Consider the following 17,050-nt stretch of genomic DNA (forward strand, 5'->3'; position numbering starts at 1 on the left):
GTGTCGCCGGACCCGCGCCCGGCGACCGGCAGGGCAGTGGTCACCGGACGGCCAGTCCGGCCAGGTCGAGCCGCGAGTTGCCGCCGTCGACCGGGAACCCGGTCACGCCCTTGCGCACGGCCGTGATCTCCGTCGCGGTGTACAGCCACTCGCCGGCGGCGTCCTCGCTGACGATGCGCGCAGCCTTGCGGAGTGCCTGTTCCTTCTCGGTCTGCGAGGTCGCGGCGATCGACTCCGCGTAGAGCCGCTGCACCTCGCGGTTGTCGTACCCGAAGTAGTAGTCCGGGTTCGCCCAGTTGCCGAAGTCGCGGGCCTCGACGTGGTCGACCACCGAGAGCTGGAAGTCCTTCTTCGTGAAGACCTGGTCGAGCCACGTCGCGAAGTCGACCCGCTCCACCTTCAGGGTGATGCCCACGTCGGCGAGCTGCGACTTCAGCACGTCACCGATCGTCGCCGGGTAGACGTTGGCGTAGGTGAGGGTCAGGTCCAGGTCGGTCTTCCCCGCCTCGGCCAGCAGCTTCTTCGCGTTGTCGGGGTCGTACGCGTCGATGTCGGTCAGGTCCTCGTACCCGGGGTCGAGCTCGGGGATCGGTCCGCCCTGCTCGACGCCCGTGCCGCCGATGGCCTTGATGAGCGCCTTCGGGTCGATCGCCTGCCGGATCGCCCGGCGCACCCGCTCGTCGGTGAAGGGCACCTGGGCGTCGTTGAAGGCGAGCGTGTACTTGTCGGTCGTCTTCCCGCGGTGCAGCTCGATGTCCGGGTTGCCCTGCAGCTGGCCCTGCAGGGTGCCGTCGACGGGGTTCAGCACGTCGAGGTCGCCGTTGGCCATCGCGTTGACGGCGGTCGACGGGTCGGTGATGTACCGGAACACGATCTTCGCGACCTTCGGCTCGGTGCCCCAGTAGTCGTCGTTCCGGCTGAAGGTGAGCGAGTCGCCCTGCTTCCACGCCGACACCTCGTACGGTCCGGTGCCGTTGGCGCTGTCGGAGAGGTCGTTCGTCGCGGCCTGCTCGAGCACGAGTCCGGCGCGGCCGGTCAGGTTGAAGAGCAGATCGGAGTCCGGCGCCTCGAGTTGCAGCTCGACGACCCCGTCCGACGGGGAGCTGATCGACGAGACGCCCGCCAGCTTGGCGGAGTCCACGTACGACGAGTTGTCCTTCGCCTGCTGCAGCGACCAGACCACGTCGGCGGCGGTGACGGGCTTGCCGTCCTGGAAGGTCGTGCCGTCGCGGAGGGTGAACGTGTACGTCTTCCCGTCCGACGAGACCTCGTGCTTCGACGCCAGCACGTCGCGGATCTCCCCGTCCGCCGTCCGGCCCACCAGGCCCTGGTACACGTTGTCGATGAGCACCTGGTCGAGCGCGGCACCGGACTGCGTGCGGATGTCGAGGCTCGTGGGCTCGAGCACGAGGCCGACGCGCACGGTGGCGTCGTCGCCACCGCTGCTGCTGTCGGAGCCCGAGCAGGCGGTGAGCGTCAGGGCCGAGGCGACGGCGACCGCGGTGGCGGCCAGGGCGACGCGTGCTGCACGGCCACCGCGGCGGGGGAGGAGCGGACTCATGGGTTGTGGGTTCCTTCCGGGCGCGTGGGGCGACGGTCGTCGCGGCGCGCTCGCACGAGGTTACCGGCGTTCGGGGCCGGATGACGGTTGTTGGACCTCGTGCAACAACCGGTGTCGTGCTCCCCATGCCCGGATCGCCGACGCCAGTTCGAGGGGGGCCTGGTTCTGCACCGCGTGCCGTGCCGTCACCGTCACGACCTCGGCGTCCGGGAGCCGCTCGGTGAAGCCGGCGTGCAGCTTCGGCGAGACGTACCCGCGGTCACCCCGGACGAGCAGCACCGGCACGGCGAGGGCCTCGAGGTCGGGCCACGCGTCGGCGAACCGCCCCACCGACGCCGTCCGGCCCGAGGGCAGGTGGGGGAAGTGGTGCCGGCGGACGAGCCGGCCGTCCTCGCCGAGCCGGGTGGTGTGCCGGGCCTCGCGGAGGAGCACCGCGCGGTCGTCCCCGACGCGGGCCTCGACGGCGCGGTCGACGACCTCGTCGAGCGATGCGAACGGCGTCTCGTCCTCCAACGCCCGGGCGATGCGGTCGACGGCGCGCTGCGCGAAGTCCGGGGACATGTCCACGAGCACCAGGCCGGTGACACGCTCGGGTGAGGTCGCGGCCAGGCGGGCGGCGAGGATGGCACCGAGCGAGTGGCCGACGACCACGCCCGGCGGGACCCCGAGGGCGTCGAGCGCGGCCAGCACCTGCGGAGCCGTCGCGCTCGCGCCGTAGTCGGCGTCGTCCCGCCAGGACGACCGGCCGTGCCCGGGCAGGTCGAGGGCGACCGCCGGTTGCCCGACCGCGATCGCGGTCTGGTCGAAGCTGTGCGCGTCGATGCCGAGCCCGTGCAGGTAGGTGATCCGTGCCTCCCGGCCGTCCGCCGTGTCCCAGCGGATCGCCGCGGTCTCGCGTCCGTCGTCGGTCCGGACCACCTGCCGGGAGGCGCGGAGCGGCTCCGTCACGCCGCTCGCAGCCGCCAGCGCGGCCAGGTCCGAGAATTCGTCGTCGGGTTCGTGCACGGGTCCGATCCTCGCACCCCGTCGGGTACCCCGTTGCACCCTGGAAGCCTTAGGTAAGGCATGCCATACTCGTACCTCGTGGCAGCCCGGTACCGAGTCTTCTCCGTCCGCGTCGCGGCCGTGTCGGCGCTCACCCCGTCGTTCGTCCGGGTGACGCTCACCGGTGACGCGCTCGCGGACTTCTCCGCGGTCGGGCTCGACCAGCGGATCAAGGTCGTCCTGCCGATCCCCGGACACGGGTTCACCGACCTGCCCGACGGTGACGACTGGTACGGCGCGTGGCGCGCACTGCCCGACGCCGAGCGGAACCCGCTGCGCACCTACACCGTCCGGTCCTTCCGCCCGGACGCCCGCGAGCTCGACATCGACTTCGTGGCGCACGGGGACACCGGACCGGCCTCGCGGTGGGTGTCGTCGTGCCGGGTCGGGGACGAGCTCCGCATCGTCGGTCCGGCCGTGCCGTCCTCGCCCGCCGAGCTGCCGAGCGGCGCCGCCGAGTTCGCGCCAGGGAGCGCGACCCGGATCCTGCTCGCCGGGGACGAGACCGCCGCTCCCGCGATCTGCGCCATCCTCGAGGCACTCGACGTGGCGACCGTCGGACACGTCTTCATCGAGGTCCCGACCGACGCCGACCGACTGCCGGTCACCGCGCCCGCCGGTGTCGAGGTGCGGTGGATCGCCCGCAACGGCGCCTCGCACGGGGTCCGGATGACGGACCAGGTGCACGCCTGGGCCGCCGAGGTCACGACCGGGGCCGCCTCGGTGGCGGAGCCGGTGCGCGGCGCCGTGGACCTGGCCGACGTGGACGTCGACGAGCAGGTGCTCTGGGACGTGCCGGCCGCGCTCGACGAGCGACCGGTGTACGCCTGGATCGCGGGCGAGGCCGGTTGCGTGAAGGAGCTCCGCCGACACCTCGTGCGCGGCGTCGGGCTCGACCGTCGGCAGGTCGCGTTCATGGGGTACTGGCGGCACGGCAAGGCCGAGCACTGAACACGGCAGCGTCCGTCCCGGCGCCGTCCGGGCGAGCCGGTGGTCCCGTCCCGACGACGGCCCTGGGTGCGCGCGGACTGACCCTGGCGTACGACGACCGGACCGTGGTGTCGTCGCTCGACGTCGACGTGCCCGACGGGGAACTCACCGTGATCGTCGGTCCGAACGCCTGCGGCAAGTCGACCCTGTTGAAGGCGTTCGCCCGCACCCTCCGGCCGAGCGCCGGCACGGTGTTCCTCGACGGCACCCCGATCGACTCGCTCCGCCCGAAGGCCGTCGCCCGTCGGGTCGGCATGCTGCCCCAGACGCCCGTCGCACCCGAGGGCATCACCGTCCGGGACCTCGTGTCCCGCGGCCGCTTCCCGCACCAGGACCTGCTGCACCCGTCGTCCGGCTCCGACCGCACCGCCGTGCAGGCCGCGCTGGAGCAGACCGACACCGTGTCGCTCGCCGACCGGAGCGTCGGTGAGCTCTCGGGTGGGCAGCGGCAGCGCGTGTGGATCGCGATGGTGCTGGCGCAGGAGACCGACATCGTCCTGCTCGACGAGCCGACGACGTTCCTCGACATCGCGCACCAGTACGACGTGCTCGAGCTCGCCTCGGCACTGCACGCTGCGGGCCGCACCGTCGTGGCGGTGCTCCACGACCTGAACCAGGCCGCCCGGTACGCGACGCACCTCGTGGCGATGCGCGACGGGGCGATCGTGGCACAGGGCACGCCGGCCGCGGTGCTGACCTCGGAGCTGGTGGAGGACGTCTTCGGACTGCCCTGCGTGGTCGTGCCCGACCCGGAGACCGGGACACCCCTGGTGGTGCCACGCCGGCGTGTCGCCTGACCGCCGACGGCTCGGCGCGGGTGCTGCCTGCCCCGAGCGGGCAGGACATGCCGCTCGCGTTCGTCGAGCGGGTGCGATCCGTCGGTCCGGGGTGGCGAGGGTGACGGATCCGGCCCGCTCGGTGGCTCGGAACGGGCCGCCTGACGGACGGGAGGCACGGGGCGGACCCGCCGTGCGCCTCCCGTCCGGTCGTGGGTCACCGGGTCAGCGGTAGCCGCCGTCCTCGAGACCGGCCTCCACCTCGAAGCGGTTGCGGGCGGCGTCGCGCCCCGCGAAGGCGTAGAGCAGCGGCATGAGCATGCCGTAGCGACGCCACTGCGTCACGTGCACCCGCTCGTGCCGCAGCACACGCGGGCCGTCGTTGTCCCGCGTCAGGTACACCGACCCGACGCACGTGCCGCCGCGCCGGAACGCCCAGCGCGGCAGCCCCGTGCACACGATCAACCCGTCCTCGACCCGGATCCGCCCGGTCGAGAAGGGCACCCCGACGGCCAGTCCGACCGCGGTGGCGAACACCCAACCGGCGCGCGAGACTGGGGAGTCGAGGAGCGGGTTGCGCACCCCTACTCCGGTCGGCCGTAGGTCTCGAGCAGGCGGAGCCAGACCTCGTTCATCGTCGGGTACGCCGGGACCGCGTGCCAGAGCCGGTCGACGGGGACCTCGCCGACGACCGCGACCGTCGCCGCGTGGAGCATCTCGGCGACGTCCTGTCCGACGAAGGTCACGCCGACGACGACGCCGCGGGACTCGTCGACGACCATCTTCGCCCGGCCGGTGTAGCCGTCGGCCTGCAGCGCCGAGCCGGCGATCGCACCGAGGTCGTACTCGACCGCGCGGACGTCGATGCCCTGCTCGCGTGCCGCGGCCTCGGTCAGGCCGATGCTCGCCACCTCGGGGTCGGTGAAGGTGACCTGCGGGACGGCTGCGTGGTCAGCGGTCGCGACGTGGGCGCCCCAGGGCTCGGCGTGCACCGGGCGGCCCTGCGCCCGTGCGGCGATGGCCTCGCCGGCGGCGCGTGCCTGGTACTTGCCCTGGTGGGTGAGGAGTGCGCGGTGGTTGACGTCGCCGACGGCGTAGAGCCAGTCGGTGCCCTGCACGAGCATCGTGTCGTCGACCTGCAGCCAGTCGCCCGGGGTGAGCCCCACGGACTCGAGGCCGAGGTCGGCGGTGTGCGCCTTCCGACCCGTCGCCGCGAGGACCTCGCTCGTCACGACCGTGGTGCCGTCGTCGAGCGTCGTGGTGACCAGGCCGTGCTCGTCGCGGTCGACCCGCGTCGGGCTGACACCGGTGCGGACGTCGATGCCGAGTTCCCGCATCGCGTCGGCGACGAGCTCACCGGCGAACGGCTCCATGCCGCCGAGCAGCCCGTGCCGGGCGACCAGGGTGACCTTCGACCCGAGGGAGGCCCACGCGGTCGCGAGCTCGGAGCCGGCGACGCCGCCGCCGATGACGAGCAGGCTCTCCGGGACCTGCTGGGCGCTGGTGCCCTCGCGGGTGCCCCACGGCTGCGCATCCGCGAGACCGGGGACGTCCGGCAGCTGGTGCAGCGAACCGGTCACGACGGCGACGGCCGCGCGTGCGGTGTGCGTCTCGCCGCCGACCTCGATGGTCTTCTCGCCGGTGATGCGGGCGTGGCCGCGGATCAGGGCGATGTCCGAGGACTCGAGCCAGGCCACCTGGCTGTCGTCCTGGTAGTCGGAGGTGAAGGAGTTGCGGCGCGCGAGCACCTTCGCGGCGTCCACGTGCCCGGTGACCGCCTGCGCGGCACCGTCGACGCGCTTCGCAGCCGCGACCGCGTGGCCGCTGCGGAGGAGCGCCTTCGACGGCATGCACGCCCAGTAGGAGCACTCACCGCCGACCAGTTCGGCCTCGACCACGGCGACCGACAGGCCGCGCTTGTGGGCGTAGTCCGCCACGTTCTCGCCGACTGCGCCGGCGCCGATCACGATGAGGTCGTAGTCCGTCATGCTCCCGAACCTACGCGGAGCGGCGGGGCGTCGGCCGTGTGCGGCGCGGCGCGGATCCGGAGGACCGGTCAGCCTTGGTCAGGCGGTGCGGGACGCGGTCGTCAGGGCACCGACCGCACGCAGGATCACGCCCAGGTCGTCGACCGCTCGGTCGGGATCCACCGGTGCGAAGCCGGTCAGCGCGGCCCCGACGAGTCGCCGTCCCCGCGTCGCGGCCTGGATGCGCTCGACCAGACCGGAGGCGTCGAGCCCGAAGGGCACCGGCTCGAGCAGTCCGTCCACCTCGGCCGGGTCGAGCACGTCGAGGTCGACGTGGACGAAGACGCGCTCGGCACCGGTGGACCCGACCGCGGCCGCGATCGCGTCCGGCGTCGCCGCGTCCACGTCGAGGTGGGTGATCCCGACCCGGTCGAGGGCGGCGATCTCGGCGTCCTCGACTCCGCGGACCCCGGCGAGCACGACCCTGCCCGGGTCCAGGACCGGCAGGTCGGGGAAGAGGTCCTCCGGGCGGTCGACGAGCAGGCGCAGGACGGCGGTCTCGGCTGCGACGGGTTGTGCGCGGTTCAGCGACCGGTAGCCGCTCGATCCGGCGATGCGCACGAACGCGGTGTCCGGACGCACGAGCACGGAGGCGCCGAGCACGCTCGACCCGTCACCACCGACCACCAGGACGGGTTCGCTCGCGACGCCGGTCTCCTCGGCGACGCGGTCGGCCACGGCACGGACCGACGTGTAGCGGGCGACGGCGGTCTCGAGCCGGTCGCCCGCGCCGGCCGGCACGTCGACGACGGTCGTGGCGGCACGGGGGAGATCGGCTGCGATGGCCTGTGCTCCGTCGCCGAGGCGCATCGCGCGCGACGACGCCGAACCCTGCCACTGACCGACGACGAGGAACTGCATCGTCTCAGTCTGGCAGCAGGGTCCGGCGCCGTCCGCAGTTCCGCGTCAGATACCCGCGGACCCGCCGTTCTTCAGCGCGGCGAGACGTGCCTCGACCTCGGCGTCGCGACCCACGTCCTCCAGGCTCTCGAACTGCGCGTCCAGGCTCGATGACTGCAGTTCCTGCTGCCCGAGGACCTTCGCCTCCTCGCGGCGGACCTTCTCCTCGAAGCGGTTGAGGTCGCTCGTCGGATCGGTGATGTCGATGTTGCCGATGGCGTCGTTGACCTTGGACTGCGCCTCGGCGGTCTTCTGACGGGCGACGAGCGAATCGCGCTTGGCCTTGAGCTGTTCGAGCTTCTGCTCCATGCCGGCCAGCCCGGACTTGAGCTTCTCGACCTGCTCGTTCTGCGTGGCGAGCGGGCCCTCGTTGTCCTTGACCTCCTGCTCGGCCGCGATCTGCTTGCCGATCGCGATCTTCGCGAGGTTGTCGAACTTGTCGGCGTCCGCGGTCTTGCCCTCGGCGCGGTACTTGTCGGCGGCGGCCGAGGCGTTGGCGGCCTTCTGACCCCACTCGGTCGCCGCGCGCTTGTCCTCCTCGTGGTCCTGCTCGAGCAGGCGGAGGTTGCCGATCGTCTGCGCGATCGCCGTCTTCGCGTCGGCGATGTTGTTCGTGTAGTCGCGGACGAGCTGGTCCAGCATCTTCTGCGGGTCCTCGGCGTCGTCGATGAGCTGGTTCACGTTCGCCCGGATGAGCGAGGAGATCCGGCCGAGAATCGTCTGCTTTGCCATTGTGTTCCCTTTCGTGGAAGGTCTCTCGTGGTGCTGCTGGTCCTGGTGGTCGTGTGTCCCGAGGGGGTGGTGTCGGCTGTCAGAAGCGGCCGCCGCCGGAGAAGCCCCCGCCGCCCCCGCCGCCGCCTCCGCCGAAGCCCCCGCCGCCGCTGAAGCCCCCGCCGCCGCCGAAGCCCCCACCACCGAAGGAGCCGCCCCCGTAGCTGCCGCCGCGTCCGCCGAGGAGGCCGCCGAGCACGATCCCGGTCACGAGGCCCCCGAGCTGTGCGCCGTTGCCGCCGCCGCCCTGCCCGGGCCATCCGCCCATGTCGTCGTTCGCCGCGTCCATCGCCGCGGCGGCGTACTGCTCGGCGGCGCGTGCAGCCCCGAGGGCACGGGCGGGGTCGCTCGTGGCGAGGTCGACCGCGTCGTCGAGCGCGCGCTCGGCCTCGGACAGGCGCGTCCGGGCCGTCGTGCCGACGGCTCCCCGGCGGAGCGAGATGAAGTCGCGCGCCTGGCTGATCCGGGCCCTGGCGTCGCGCAGGGCGTCGTCGAGGGCGCGGCGTGCGCGCTGCTGCTGTTCCTGTGCACCGCGCGCGGCGGCCAGTGCGGCGTCGATCTCGGTGTTCGCCTTCGTCAGCGCGTCGACGGCGGCGATCGGGTCGCGCGGGTCGGAGCCCTGGCGGAGGACGGTGTCGGCACGGGTCACCGCGGCCGCGAGGGCCGGGTCGCCGGACCGCATCGAACGGGCTGCGGCGACGTCTCCCTCGATGTCCGCGCGCATCGCCTGGACCCGGGCGGTCGCCTCGGCGAAGGTGCGCTCGGCGCCGGTCGCACTCGCGGTCAGCTGCTGCACCTGTGCGAGCGCGTGCTGGGCGTCGCGCACGGCGATGACCGCCTCGCCCTTGTCCCCGGACGCGATGGCCGCGGTCGCCGCCTGCGACCGCTTCGTCGCGTAGCCGAGGACCTGCTCGGCCTGGTCGACGTTGTCGGAGACCGTCGCCAGGGTCCGGCCGCCGTACGACCCGCGCACCCGGTCGAGCGCGCGGCGGGCGGCGTCGAGCTCGACCGGGGCTGCCGCGACCGCGGAGGCGAGGGCGGTCGCGGCGTCCTCGACCCCGTCCTCGAGGGACCGCAGGTGGTCGAAGGCCTCGGTCTGCTCGTCGATGGACGCGTGGGCCTGCTCGCAGATGGCGACGATCTGGTTCGCCCACTGCGCGCGCTGCTGCGGGGAGTCCGGTACCTCGTCGTCGAGCTGCTGCTGGTAGGAGAACGCCTGCCGCACGTTCCGCTTCGCGGTCGCGACGGCCTCGGCGAAGGGCTTCGCCGCGTCCTCGCCGAACTGTGCCGTGGCGAAGCCGACCTCCTGCTCGGCCGTCCGGAGCTCGTCGTCGATGGTGACCAGCGCCGCGCCCGCCTTGCGCTCGAGCCCGGCGAGGGACGCCTCCTGCGCTCGTGCGGCCTCGGCGTTGCGTCGCTTGTTGCGGGTGCGGATCACCAGGACGGCGACGACCGCACCGACGACGACCACGAGCAGCAGGACCCACAGCCAGGTGAGGTCCGGCGGGGCCTGCGAGGAGACGAGTCCGTCCGCGAGGGCGACGGCGGCGCCCGCCCAGTCGCCGTCCCGCAGCTGCGGGACGGCGTCCTGCTGGTAGGCGGACTCGACGTCGCTGCTCGACAGTGCGGTCGCGTTCGTCTGCTGGATGTCGGCGATCCGGTCGTCGACCGCCACGGAGAGCACGATCGCGTCGGAGTCGATCTGGTTGCGCTCCATCAGGGCGTCACCCCAGGCGGCGTGGTCGGTCGGGTTCGTGAAGGTCGGCACGTAGACCACGTAGAGCTGCGTCTGCGTCCGGTCGTAGAGGTCCTGGACCGCCCGTTCGACCTGGGTCCGCTGACCGCTGCTGAGGGCACCGGCCTCGTCGACCACGTAGGCACCGCCGAGGTCGACCGGGTCCGTCGCGTGGGCTGCTGCGGCGGGCGTGATCACGAGTCCGGCGGCGAGGAGCACGGCACCGATCCGACCCACGGCGCGTGTGATCGCCGAGCGGGCGCCGCGGACGGCCGCGTGGGGGCCTTCGCGATGCCGACCGAGCGCCCGAGGGGCCGATCCATCGTCGGTGCGCGATCCGTGGTGAGCCGCTCGCATCCGTCCTCCATCCGTCGTCCGGGAGCCCACGTTGCGCCCCCGACGGCCCCCGCACGGGCGCCGTCGCCCCGATGCTATCCAGGGCACGCACACAGCGGGTGGATCCTCGGACGACCCCCGGCGACGTCCGTCATCTGGAGGACTTGTACCCCGGACCGGGGTATGGTGGAGGCCATCGTTCGACGACGAGCGGAAGGGGAAAGCGATGGAGCGTACGACGAGCACCGAGGTCGTCCCACTGGAGGACGGCTACCACCGCGTCTCGACACCGGCGAGCGGTGTCATCGGCTTCGTCCGTGAGCAGGACGGCCGCTACGAGGTCCTCCGGGGCCGGGTCCGACAGGCCACGCGCTCCGAGGGCGCCTACAGCACCATGAACGTCGCGCTCATCGCGCTCACGCACGCCTGAGCCCGCGCCGGGTCCGCGGCGACCGCTCCAGCCTCGCGCTGACATGGAGGCGCCGAGACGCTGACGCGGAGGCGTAGTGGCCGGCCTCGACCGCGTCAGCTGCCGGGACGGGTGAGCACCTCGACGCCGTCCTCGGTGATCGCGACGGTGTGCTCGGTGTGCGCGGTCCTCGCCCCCGTCGCGCTCCGCAGCGTCCACCCGTCGGGATCGGTGACGAGCTCGTCCGTGTCCGCCATCACCCAGGGCTCGAGCGCGAGGAGCAGCCCCGGTCGCAGGGTGTAGCCGCGCCCAGGCCGACCCGTGTTCGCCACGTGCGGGTCCTGGTGCATCGTCGAGCCGATGCCGTGCCCGCCGAACTCGGTGTTCACGGGGTAGCCCGCGGCGGTGAGGACCTCGCCGATGGCGTGCGACACGTCCCCGGTCCGGACGCCGGGGCCCGCGGCGGCGATGCCGGCGGCCAGCGCCCGTTCGGTGGCGTCGATCAGGGCGGTGTCCGCCGGGTCGGCGCGCCCGACGACGAAGCTGATCGCCGCGTCGGCGGCGATCCCGTCCAGGGTCACCGCGAGGTCCAGGGTGAGCAGGTCGCCGTCGGCGAGCTCGCGGTCGTGCGGCAGGCCGTGCAGCACCGCGTCGTTCACCGCGGTGCAGACGTGGTGGCCGAAGGGGCCACGACCGAACGAGGGGGCGTAGTCGACGTAGCAGGAGATCGCGCCGGCCTCCTCGATCATCGTCCGGGTCCACCCGTCCACCTCGAGCAGGTTCGTGCGGACCGTCGTCCGCTCCCGGAGGGTCTGCAGGATCGTGCCGACGAGGGCGCCGGTGCGACGGGCCCGGTCGACCTCGGCGGGGGAGAGGATCTCGATCATGCCGATGATCGTACCGGTATTGTCTGGCCGGTACTAGTATCGGCGCCATGGTCCGACTCCCGCTGAGCCCCGCCGAGCTGGAACGCGGTCGCCGGCTCGGCGCACTGCTCCGTCGTGCTCGGGGTGAGCGCTCGATCCTCGACGTCGCCCTCGATGCGGGCGTGTCGCCCGAGACCCTGCGGAAGATCGAGACCGGTCGCATCGCGACGCCGTCGTTCGCCACGATCGCCGCGGTCGCGAGCGTCGTCCGACTGTCGCTCGACGCGCTCTGGGACGAGGTGCACCCCGAGGCGGAACGGGTGGCCCCGGACCGGGCGACGCACCCCGTGCACGAGGAGAGCCCCCGGCGATGACGCCGGGGGCTCGATGTGCCCCCAGGAGGATTCGAACCTCCGCCCCTGCCTCCGGAGGGCAGTGCTCTATCCCCTGAGCTATGGGGGCTCGTGGGTGAGATCAACCGTAGCAGGTAACGCGAGCCGGTCCCGACAGCGCGTGTCGCGTCCGTGTCGCGGCCACCGTCGGACGGGAGGCGCGGCACGGGCCCGCACCGTGCCTCCCGTCCGGCTGCGGTGCCGTCAGCCCGCCGGGCTGGCCGACGCGGACGGCAGCAGCACGGAGCGCACCGCGTCCACGACGGGCTGCGCCCCGCCGGGCTCGGTGTACAGCGTCGACTCGGTGGTGACCCAGTACGGATCCGGGAAGGCGTCCGCGCGGCCGACGCCGTCGTCCAGCGCGTAGTAGCCCTCGACGCGGTAGGTCGGGACGGACCCACCGCGCTCGTAGAGGGCGTCCTTGAGCGTCGTGAGCGACTTCTCAGGCAGGTGCGCCACGGCGAGCGTGATCGTCGTCGACGGGTCGTCGGTGGCGACGAGGTGGCAGACCCGGCCGCGCTGGCGGGCGATCGTCGCGGCCGGCGTGCCCTTCGCGGGCGTCCAGGTCGTGTCCTGCTCGAAGGTCTTGCCGTAGACGGCGAGGACGCTCGTGGGCAGCAGCTCGGCGCACGTCTGCCGCACGGCGGTGCCGATCGGGGTGGCGCTCGCGCTCGGGGCCGCGTCGTCGGACCCGCCCGTGCAGCCGGACAGGGCGACGGCGGCGGACACGGAGAGCAGGGCGACGGTGATCGCCCGGACACGGCTGCGGGAGGTCATCCAGCCATGATGCTGCACGCCGTCCGGCACCGGCCCGCGAGGCACCTGGGCGTCCCGGTAGACTCGACCCTCGTGACTCCTGCCGAACTCTCCGCCGCGTACCTGTCGATCCTGACCGGGATCGTCGAGCGACGAGGCGCGTCCGACACCGTGACGATCGGGGAGTCCCACGTGGCCCTCGAGCGGCCGAAGAACCGTGCGCACGGCGACTGGGCCTCGAACGCGGCGATGCAGCTCGCGAAGCGCCTCGGTACGAACCCGCGCGAGCTCGCGACCGAGATCGCCGGCGAGCTGACCGAGCTCGACGGTGTCGCGTCCGTCGACGTCGCCGGCCCCGGCTTCATCAACATCACGCTCGAGGCCGCCGCCGCCGGTGAGATCGCCCGCACGATCGTCGACCAGGCCGACGCGTTCGGACACGGCGACCTGTACGAGGGCGTGTCCATCGACCTCGAGTTCGTGTCCGCGAACCCGACCGGTCCGATCCACATGGGCGGTGTGCGCTGGGCCGCCGTCGGTGACTCGCTCGCCCGCGTGTTCGAGGCGCAGGGCGGCCTCGTCACCCGTGAGTACTACTTCAACGACCACGGCGCACAGATCGACCGCTTCGCCCGGTCGCTCGTCGCCTCGGCGCTGGGGGAGCCCACGCCGGAGGACGGCTACGGCGGTGCCTACATCGGCGAGATCGCCGCGCGGGTCATCGCGACGCTGCCCGCCGGCACCGACGTGCGTGACCTGCCGCGCGACGAGGCGCAGGAGCTCTTCCGTCGCGAGGGCGTCGAGTTCATGTTCGCCGACATCAAGTCGTCGCTGCACGACTTCGGCGTGGACTTCGACGTCTACTTCCACGAGAACTCGCTGCACGAGTCGAAGGCCGTCGAGCGGGCCATCGAGCGGCTGCAGTCCCTCGGCAAGATGTACGAGGCCGAGGGTGCGCTCTGGCTCCGCACGACCGACTTCGGCGACGACCGCGACCGCGTCGTGATCAAGTCCGACGGGCAGCCGGCGTACATCGCGGGCGACCTGGCGTACTACCTCGACAAGCGCGAGCGCGGGTTCGAGCGCAACCTCATCATGCTCGGCGCGGACCACCACGGCTACGTCGGTCGCATGATGGCGATGTGCGCGGCGTTCGGTGACGAGCCCGGCAAGAACCTCGAGATCCTCATCGGCCAGATGGTGAACCTGCTCAAGGACGGCCAGCCCTTCCGCATGTCGAAGCGCAACGGCACGATCGTGTCGATGGAGGACCTCGTCGACGCCGTGGGTGTCGACGCCGGTCGCTACGCCCTCGTGCGGTTCGCGAGCGACACCTCGATCGACATCGACCTCGACCTGCTCACCAAGCGCACCAACGACAACCCGGTCTTCTACGTGCAGTACGCCCACGCCCGCACGCAGTCGGTCGCCCGCAACGCTGCGGCCTCGGGCGTGGACCGCTCCGCGTTCGACGCGTCCCTGCTCACGCACGAGACGGAGAGCGCCCTCCTCGGAGCCCTCGCCGAGTACCCGCGCGTGGTGCGCCAGGCCGCGGAGCTCCGCGAGCCGCACCGCATCGCGCGGTACATCGAGCAGCTCGCCGGGCTCTACCACCGCTGGTACGACTCCTGCCGGGTGACGCCGCTCGGCGACGAGGCCGTGTCGGACCTGCACCGCACGCGCCTGTGGCTGAACGACGCGACCGGGCAGGTCGTCCGCAACGGCCTCGGCCTCCTCGGGGTGAGTGCGCCCGAGCGCATGTAGCGCGGCGCGCGGCGTCGCGTCGCGTCGCGTCGCGTCGCGTCGAACCACGTTCTCGACATCGAACCAGGCGATCCGCCTGGTTCGATGTCGTTTCAATGGTTCGTCGCCGGCGCGCCCAGCACGCATCCGCACAACCGGAAGCACGTCGCGCCAGGTGATCTCGTGGCGCGACGTGCTTCCGCTTGTGCGCGAGCACGTCGCGCCGCGTCGGGCCGTGCGCCGCGTCGCGCCGCGCCCCGCCTCGCGCCCCGCCGCGCCCCGCCCCGCCGCGCCGCGCCTCGCCCCGCCGCGCCGCGCCCCGCCCCGCCCCGCCCCGCCCCGCCTCGGCGCGCCTCGCCCCGCCGCGCCCCGCCTCGCCCCGCCGCGCCTCGCCCCGCCGGCCGCCGCGCCCCGCCGCCCCGCCCGCCGCAGCGCGCACACCGGGCGCACATCGCGCCTCCAGGCCGGCTGCGGGGAGCACCTGGCAGGGTGGGACGCATGTCCGTCGCCACCGAGCCCTCCCGGAAGCGCCGTCGCTGGCCCGTCGTCCTCGTCGTCCTGGTGCTCGTGCTCGCCGCGCTCGTCGTCGTCGCGGAGTTCGTGCTCCGGGGCGTCGTCGACCGGATCATCGCCGACCAGGTCGAGCAGTCCCTCCCGGAGGGCGCCACCGGCGAGGTCACCGCGCACGCCGAGGGCATCGTCGTCCCGCAGCTGCTCGCCGGCACGCTCGACCGGGTCGACATCACCTCGGACCGGCTGACCGTCGACGGGGTCCCGCTGGCCGCCGACGTCACCGCTCGCGACGTCCCGGTGGACGGCAAGGGCGACGTGCACGACGTCGACGGCCACGTCACCCTCGCCGCGACGAGCGTGCAGGACCTGGCCAAGTACAGCCCGCTGTTCGAGCGGCTCCGGCTCGTCGACGGCGGCGTCGAGCTGTCCGGTTCGACCGCGGTGCTCGGGTACGACATCGGCTACGCGGCCACCGGCGACGTGGTGGCGCAGCAGGACGGCCGTGGCGTCACGATCACCCCGCAGAGCGTCCGCATCACGAACTCGGACCTCGGCCTGAAGGTCGACCGCATCCCCGGCGTCACGGGCGTCCCGGTGCAGGTCTGCACGGCGCAGTTCCTGCCCGAGCAGCTCCGGGTCCGGTCCGTCGACGTGACCTCCGCCGAGGCCACCGTCCGGGTCACCGCCGACTCGCTGCCGCTGACCGAGCAGGGCCTGCGCACGGTCGGCGCCTGCGGCTGACACCGTCGATCCCGGCGCGTCACCACCGCGGTCGACGGGCGTAACACCGGCCTGGAGGCCCGTGGTGGCTCGGTAGGATCGGGTCCCGTGAGCGCCAACCCCCTTGCCCCGCCGCGGCTGCGGTTCCCCGCCGACGCCTCCGCGCTGACCGCGCGGATCTGGCCGGCCTCGGCTACGCGGACGGACGACGGTGAGCTCGCCGTCGGCGGCATCACGGCGTCGGACCTGGTCGCCCGGTTCGGTTCCCCGCTCTACGTCGTCGACGAGCGGGACGTCCAGGCACGCGCGTCGAGGGTCCGCACGGCCTTCACCGAGGCGTTCGCCCGCATCGGCACGCGGGCCCACGTGTACTACGCCGCCAAGGCGTTCTTCACGACCCAGGTCGCCGCGTGGATGACCGAGGCCGGACTGCGGTTGGACGTGTGCACCGCCGGTGAGCTCGCCGTCGCGCTGGCCGGGGGAGCGGACCCCGCGCTGCTCGGCTTCCACGGCAACGACAAGTCGGACGCCGAGATCGCCCGCGCGGTCGAGGTCGGCCTCGGCACGATCGTCCTCGACAGCCACGAGGAGATCGGCCGCGTCGCGCGTGCCGCCGCCGACGCCGGCACGGTCCAGCGCGTGCGCATCCGGATCAACAGCGGCGTGCACGCCTCGACGCACGAGTACCTCGCCACGGCGCGTGAGGACCAGAAGTTCGGCATCCCCCTGAGCGAGGCCGCCGCCGCCGCGGCGGCGGTCCGGGCAGAGCCATCGCTCGCCTTCGTCGGGCTCCACTCGCACATCGGGTCCCAGATCTTCGACGAGTCCGGGTTCCGTGAGGCAGCTCGGCGACTGATGGACGTGCACGCCGAACTCGTGGCGACGGGTCCGGTCCCGGAGCTGAACCTCGGCGGCGGGTGGGGCATCGACTACACCGAGGCCGACGAGGCGTTCGCGCCCGAGGACGTCGCCGAGGCCCTCGCCACGATCGTCGCCGACGCCTGCACCGAGCGGGGCATCCCCGTCCCGGAGATCGCCGTCGAGCCCGGTCGCTACATCGTCGGCCCGGCCGGCACCACGCTGTACCGCGTCGGCACCGTCAAGCCCGTCTCGCTGGAGACCGAGGACGGCTCCTCGGCGACCCGCACCTACGTGTCGGTCGACGGCGGCATGAGCGACAACGCCCGTCCGGCGCTGTACGGCGCCGACTACACGGCCCGGCTCGCCCGCAGCTCGGACGCCCCGGCGGTGCTGACCCGGGTCGTCGGCAAGCACTGCGAGTCGGGCGACATCGTCGTGAACGACGAGTACCTGCCGGGCGACGTGCACCGCGGTGACCTGCTCGCCGTCGCGGCGACCGGTGCCTACTGCTGGTCCCTCGCCAGCAACTACAACCACGTGGGCCGTCCGCCGGTCGTCGCGGTCGCGGACGGCGCAGCCCGTATCCTCGTCCGTGGCGAGTCGATCGACGACCTGCTCGCCCGCGACACGGGGGTCGTCGCCGGCTGACG

General features: G+C 73.1%; 16 protein-coding genes and 1 tRNA gene. 7 read left to right on the forward strand and 10 right to left on the reverse strand.

Going from position 1 to position 17,050, the window contains the following annotated elements; translation table 11 throughout:
- Positions 1-40 precede the first annotated feature (40 nt).
- Together ACIP6W_RS08120 and ACIP6W_RS08125 are read right to left on the reverse strand one after the other, a co-directional pair.
- A complete protein-coding gene (locus ACIP6W_RS08120) occupies positions 41-1,561 on the reverse strand; it encodes an ABC transporter substrate-binding protein (protein ID WP_400429004.1) in 1,521 nt (506 codons plus the stop codon).
- Positions 1,562-1,621: 60 nt separating this feature from the next.
- Positions 1,622-2,566: an alpha/beta fold hydrolase gene (locus tag ACIP6W_RS08125; protein ID WP_066654666.1), complete on the reverse strand. Its 945-nt coding sequence runs from the start codon at positions 2,564-2,566 to the stop codon at positions 1,622-1,624.
- A gap of 60 nt (positions 2,567-2,626) precedes the next feature.
- Here ACIP6W_RS08125 and ACIP6W_RS08130 point away from each other — a divergent pair, with 60 nt between their 5' ends.
- Both ACIP6W_RS08130 and ACIP6W_RS08135 read left to right on the forward strand, forming a co-directional pair.
- A complete protein-coding gene (locus ACIP6W_RS08130) occupies positions 2,627-3,556 on the forward strand; it encodes a siderophore-interacting protein (protein ID WP_400429006.1) in 930 nt (309 codons plus the stop codon).
- A gap of 62 nt (positions 3,557-3,618) precedes the next feature.
- Positions 3,619-4,392, forward strand: coding sequence for an ABC transporter ATP-binding protein (locus ACIP6W_RS08135; protein WP_066658332.1), 774 nt, complete (start codon positions 3,619-3,621; stop codon positions 4,390-4,392).
- Positions 4,393-4,596: 204 nt separating this feature from the next.
- Here ACIP6W_RS08135 and ACIP6W_RS08140 read toward each other — a convergent pair whose 3' ends face one another.
- The 5 genes from ACIP6W_RS08140 to ACIP6W_RS08160 form a co-directional block, all read right to left on the reverse strand.
- Positions 4,597-4,953 carry a Fe-S oxidoreductase gene (locus tag ACIP6W_RS08140; protein ID WP_311205488.1) on the reverse strand — a complete coding sequence of 119 codons (357 nt, stop codon included), beginning with the start codon at positions 4,951-4,953 and terminating at the stop codon, positions 4,597-4,599.
- A 2-nt stretch (positions 4,954-4,955) separates the two neighbouring features.
- On the reverse strand, positions 4,956-6,359 hold the full coding sequence (locus tag ACIP6W_RS08145) for a dihydrolipoyl dehydrogenase family protein (RefSeq protein ID WP_400429008.1): 1,404 nt from the start codon (positions 6,357-6,359) through the stop codon (positions 4,956-4,958).
- 78 nt (positions 6,360-6,437) lie between these two features.
- Positions 6,438-7,259, reverse strand: coding sequence for an arginase family protein (locus ACIP6W_RS08150; protein ID WP_311205487.1), 822 nt, complete (start codon positions 7,257-7,259; stop codon positions 6,438-6,440).
- A gap of 45 nt (positions 7,260-7,304) precedes the next feature.
- On the reverse strand, positions 7,305-8,030 hold the full coding sequence (locus tag ACIP6W_RS08155; RefSeq protein WP_066654658.1) for a PspA/IM30 family protein: 726 nt from the start codon (positions 8,028-8,030) through the stop codon (positions 7,305-7,307).
- A gap of 79 nt (positions 8,031-8,109) precedes the next feature.
- Complete coding sequence (locus tag ACIP6W_RS08160; RefSeq protein ID WP_400429010.1) at positions 8,110-10,023, reverse strand: TPM domain-containing protein; 1,914 nt, start codon at positions 10,021-10,023, stop codon at positions 8,110-8,112.
- A gap of 343 nt (positions 10,024-10,366) precedes the next feature.
- Here ACIP6W_RS08160 and ACIP6W_RS08165 point away from each other — a divergent pair, with 343 nt between their 5' ends.
- Entirely contained in the window at positions 10,367-10,570 is a 204-nt protein-coding gene (locus tag ACIP6W_RS08165; protein ID WP_058729997.1) for a hypothetical protein, read from the forward strand.
- Positions 10,571-10,665: 95 nt separating this feature from the next.
- On the opposite strand, the gene map is transcribed toward ACIP6W_RS08165, so the two are convergent.
- Positions 10,666-11,436 (reverse strand): type I methionyl aminopeptidase, encoded by a 771-nt coding sequence (map, locus tag ACIP6W_RS08170; RefSeq protein ID WP_400429012.1) that lies wholly within the window; start codon positions 11,434-11,436, stop codon positions 10,666-10,668.
- 47 nt (positions 11,437-11,483) lie between these two features.
- Between map and ACIP6W_RS08175 the strand changes: the two genes are divergently transcribed.
- Positions 11,484-11,789 (forward strand): helix-turn-helix domain-containing protein, encoded by a 306-nt coding sequence (locus tag ACIP6W_RS08175; protein ID WP_209682366.1) that lies wholly within the window; start codon positions 11,484-11,486, stop codon positions 11,787-11,789.
- Between the two features lie 16 nt (positions 11,790-11,805).
- Here ACIP6W_RS08175 and ACIP6W_RS08180 read toward each other — a convergent pair.
- Together ACIP6W_RS08180 and ACIP6W_RS08185 are read right to left on the reverse strand one after the other, a co-directional pair.
- Positions 11,806-11,877, reverse strand: a tRNA-Arg gene (locus ACIP6W_RS08180).
- 134 nt (positions 11,878-12,011) lie between these two features.
- Complete coding sequence (locus ACIP6W_RS08185) at positions 12,012-12,584, reverse strand: hypothetical protein (RefSeq protein WP_400429014.1); 573 nt, start codon at positions 12,582-12,584, stop codon at positions 12,012-12,014.
- A gap of 72 nt (positions 12,585-12,656) precedes the next feature.
- Here ACIP6W_RS08185 and argS point away from each other — a divergent pair, with 72 nt between their 5' ends.
- The 3 genes from argS (at position 12,657) to lysA (ending at position 17,048) form a co-directional block, all read left to right on the forward strand.
- Positions 12,657-14,327, forward strand: a complete 1,671-nt coding sequence (gene argS / locus ACIP6W_RS08190) for an arginine--tRNA ligase (RefSeq protein WP_251159739.1) — start codon at positions 12,657-12,659, stop codon at positions 14,325-14,327.
- Between the two features lie 477 nt (positions 14,328-14,804).
- The gene (locus ACIP6W_RS08195) at positions 14,805-15,560 is read left to right on the forward strand and encodes an LmeA family phospholipid-binding protein (RefSeq protein WP_209682376.1); all 756 of its coding nucleotides are present in this window, start codon (positions 14,805-14,807) and stop codon (positions 15,558-15,560) included.
- A gap of 87 nt (positions 15,561-15,647) precedes the next feature.
- Entirely contained in the window at positions 15,648-17,048 is a 1,401-nt protein-coding gene (lysA, locus tag ACIP6W_RS08200; protein ID WP_311205481.1) for a diaminopimelate decarboxylase, read from the forward strand.
- Positions 17,049-17,050 lie beyond the last annotated feature (2 nt).

The organism is Curtobacterium sp. NPDC088465, assembly GCF_044753165.1.
Classification (GTDB): Bacteria; Actinomycetota; Actinomycetes; order Actinomycetales; family Microbacteriaceae; genus Curtobacterium.

Bases quoted from the DNA above. Each gene is read 5' to 3' on its own strand.
- ACIP6W_RS08145 (WP_400429008.1), bottom strand. From the start codon at position 6,359: ATGACGGACTACGACCTCATCGTGATCGGCGCCGGCGCAGTCGGCGAG.
- map (WP_400429012.1), bottom strand. From the start codon at position 11,436: ATGATCGAGATCCTCTCCCCCGCCGAGGTCGACCGGGCCCGTCGCACC.
- ACIP6W_RS08175 (WP_209682366.1), top strand. From the start codon at position 11,484: ATGGTCCGACTCCCGCTGAGCCCCGCCGAGCTGGAACGCGGTCGCCGG.
- ACIP6W_RS08195 (WP_209682376.1), top strand. From the start codon at position 14,805: ATGTCCGTCGCCACCGAGCCCTCCCGGAAGCGCCGTCGCTGGCCCGTC.
- ACIP6W_RS08155 (WP_066654658.1), bottom strand. From the start codon at position 8,030: ATGGCAAAGCAGACGATTCTCGGCCGGATCTCCTCGCTCATCCGGGCG.
- ACIP6W_RS08185 (WP_400429014.1), bottom strand. From the start codon at position 12,584: ATGACCTCCCGCAGCCGTGTCCGGGCGATCACCGTCGCCCTGCTCTCC.
- ACIP6W_RS08150 (WP_311205487.1), bottom strand. From the start codon at position 7,259: ATGCAGTTCCTCGTCGTCGGTCAGTGGCAGGGTTCGGCGTCGTCGCGC.
- ACIP6W_RS08130 (WP_400429006.1), top strand. From the start codon at position 2,627: ATGCCATACTCGTACCTCGTGGCAGCCCGGTACCGAGTCTTCTCCGTC.
- ACIP6W_RS08165 (WP_058729997.1), top strand. From the start codon at position 10,367: ATGGAGCGTACGACGAGCACCGAGGTCGTCCCACTGGAGGACGGCTAC.
- ACIP6W_RS08120 (WP_400429004.1), bottom strand. From the start codon at position 1,561: ATGAGTCCGCTCCTCCCCCGCCGCGGTGGCCGTGCAGCACGCGTCGCC.